Source organism: Klebsiella sp. Ech2A (genome assembly GCF_030078455.1).
GTDB lineage: Bacteria > Pseudomonadota > Gammaproteobacteria > Enterobacterales > Enterobacteriaceae > Klebsiella > Klebsiella terrigena.
In genome coordinates this window covers 1-2,381 of record NZ_JAQGFU010000351.1, presented here as the reverse complement: position 1 = coordinate 2,381, position 2,381 = coordinate 1, and the positions used below count along the sequence as shown (strand labels likewise).

Below are 2,381 nucleotides of genomic sequence, written 5' to 3'. Positions count from 1 at the left end.
GGGGCGCGGCAGCTGGCCGACCTGAATCATGCCCAGCCGCTTGAGGTTGGGCTCGGGGCCGATAAAGCGGCGGACAAAGTCGCTGGCCGGGTGCGATAAAATATGGTCAGGGGAGGCAAACTGCGCCAGCACGCCGCCCTCCTCGAAAATGGCCATTCTGTCGCCCAGGCGGATGGCCTCGTTAATGTCGTGCGTCACCAGCACGATCGTTTTATGCAGGCGCTGCTGGAGCAGCAGCAGCTCGTCCTGCAGGCGTTCGCGCACCAGCGGGTCGATGGCGGCAAAAGGCTCATCCATCAGCAGCACCGGCGGGTCGGCCGCCAGCGCCCTGGCGATAGCGACGCGTCCCTGCTGGCCGCCGGAAAGCTGATGCGGATAGCGCTCAAGCAGCAGGCGATCCAGCGACATTAAATCGACCAGCTCGGCAATGCGCGCGCGGATCTGCGTTTTGCTCCAGCCGAGCAGGCGCGGTACCGTGGCGATATTTTGCGCCACCGTGCGGTGCGGAAATAACGCCGCGCTTTGCATCACAAAACCAATTTTGCGGCGCAGCTGGATAATATCGCTTTCGGCTATTTTTACACCCTGCACGTAGACATAGCCGGAGTCCGGCTTATCGAGCTGATTAATCATCCGTAATAGGGTGGTTTTACCGCAGCCGCTGGGGCCAACGAAGGTGCAGAGTTCGCCGCTATTAATCGTCAGGTTCAGATTGCTTATTGCCGCATGCACGCTGCCGGGGTAGGTCTTATAGATATTTTCGAGTCTAATCATTTGCCGCCGTCGCGCCCTGAAGTTTATTTCATGGAAAGCATGAATAAACTACAAGCTACAGAGGCGGTGATTAACCGGCAAATATGATATTTGCATTTGCAATGCCGCTATTTGAATTTAATACGTAGGGGAAAGCTGATAATGAAAAGGCCACGATAACCGTGGCCAGGAGCATAATTAAAGCAGCAGGTAGCTGAGTGCGGAAAAGGCAACCATCCCGGCAATCACCGTAGCAAACAGGCTGCGGGTGAGAGCGCCGGCCACCGTCGCGGCGGCGGCGGCCAGCAGCGAAATGCTGATCCCCGAGCCGCTGAGCGCCGGCTTGCCGAGCAGCTCTGCGGCGATAATCGCCGCCATAATGGCGGACGGAATAAAGCTCAGCCACTGCTGGATAACCGGCGCCAGGCGAAAACGCGAAAGCAGTAAAACAGGCACCGTGCGCATCAGGGCGGTGACCAGCGCGGAGGCGAGAATGGCAAGGATGATATTGCGTTCCATCTATTTTTCTCCTTTGGACGTCAGGCGCAGCCCGACCGTTGCCAGCGTTGCCGCGACCGATGCAGCCACGATGACCACCACGCTCATATCGGTGTGGCCGGCGGTGAACAGGGTGATGACCACCGCCGTCGCGATGCTGAAGGCCTCCAGCGCTTTACGCCGGCTGGCAAACCAGATCATCAGCACCAGCCCGATAAACATCGACACCAGGCTGAAGCTCAGCCCCTCCATCAGCGACGGCGGAAGGGCGGAGGCTAACCCCGCGCCGACCACGCAGGCGAGGATCCAGTTCAGCCACGCGGCGACGTTGAGCCCGAGCATCCACGCGTAGGGCACTTTATTGTGCCCGCTGCCGCGCTGGACCGCGACGCCGAAGGTTTCATCGGTCAGCAGCAGCCCGCTGATAATTTTTTGTCCGGTCGTGTATTCCCGAAAGAATACGCTCATGGCGGAGCTCATCAGCAGGTAGCGCAGGTTCACCAGCAGTACGCTCAGCACCACCGAGGCGACTTCGGCGCCGGTGGCCCACAGCGAATAAAACAGGAACTGGGCGGAGCCCGCGTACAGCGCGCTCGCCAGTAGCGCCGTCTGCGCGGTGGTGAACCCTGATAACGTGCCGATAGCGCCGGCGGCAAAGCCAATGCTCCAGTAGCCGGGGATGGTGGGCAGGCAGGCGATAATGCCCGCGCGAAACTCCGCGGCTGCCTCATCCCTGGGCGAGGTCTTCTTGTTCATCAACATCAAATAGTCCCGAATTGTCCGTCACTGAATGATAATCTTAAGAAATCGTCAGGATCGCTATAGTAAAATCCTGCTCATTGGCTGAAATATCAATTTTGCGCAATAAAAAGGGTGCCGGGGTGGCGAAAGAGATACGGGATGATATCAGGCTCTGGCGGGACAGCGAGCTGCACGGCGGGATGGAGATCCTCCGCGCCTCCTGCTACGAGCACAGTTATCCGCCGCACTTTCATAATGAATATGTGATTGCCGCCTTCGCCCGCGGCGCCCAGCGCACGCGTATCTGCCGGGAGCGCGGCATCGCGGCGGCGGGGACGGTGATGGTGATCATGCCCGGCGAAGTGCATACCGGCGAAGCGGTGCAGCGT

The 2,381-nt window shown here is 59.5% G+C and carries 4 protein-coding genes; 1 reads left to right on the top strand and 3 read right to left on the bottom strand.

Features of this window, described 5'->3' with window-relative positions:
* The 3 genes from PFH44_RS26790 to PFH44_RS26780 form a co-directional block, all read right to left on the bottom strand.
* Window positions 1-774 (bottom strand): ABC transporter ATP-binding protein (locus PFH44_RS26790; protein WP_283826723.1); only part of this gene is annotated, 774 nt, incomplete at its 3' end.
* 177 nt (window positions 775-951) lie between these two features.
* A complete protein-coding gene (locus tag PFH44_RS26785) occupies window positions 952-1,272 on the bottom strand; it encodes an AzlD domain-containing protein (RefSeq protein WP_045859039.1) in 321 nt (106 codons plus the stop codon).
* Window positions 1,273-2,013: an AzlC family ABC transporter permease gene (locus PFH44_RS26780; RefSeq protein ID WP_045859037.1), complete on the bottom strand. Its 741-nt coding sequence runs from the start codon at window positions 2,011-2,013 to the stop codon at window positions 1,273-1,275. It lies immediately after the preceding gene.
* Between the two features lie 131 nt (window positions 2,014-2,144).
* Here PFH44_RS26780 and PFH44_RS26775 point away from each other — a divergent pair.
* Window positions 2,145-2,381: AraC family ligand binding domain-containing protein (locus PFH44_RS26775; RefSeq protein WP_349632160.1), on the top strand; the 237-nt coding region annotated here is incomplete at its 3' end.

Excerpts from the sequence above, each read along its gene's own strand:
- PFH44_RS26780 (WP_045859037.1), bottom strand. The coding sequence starts at position 2,013 with ATGTTGATGAACAAGAAGACCTCGCCCAGGGATGAGGCAGCCGCGGAG.
- PFH44_RS26785 (WP_045859039.1), bottom strand. The coding sequence starts at position 1,272 with ATGGAACGCAATATCATCCTTGCCATTCTCGCCTCCGCGCTGGTCACC.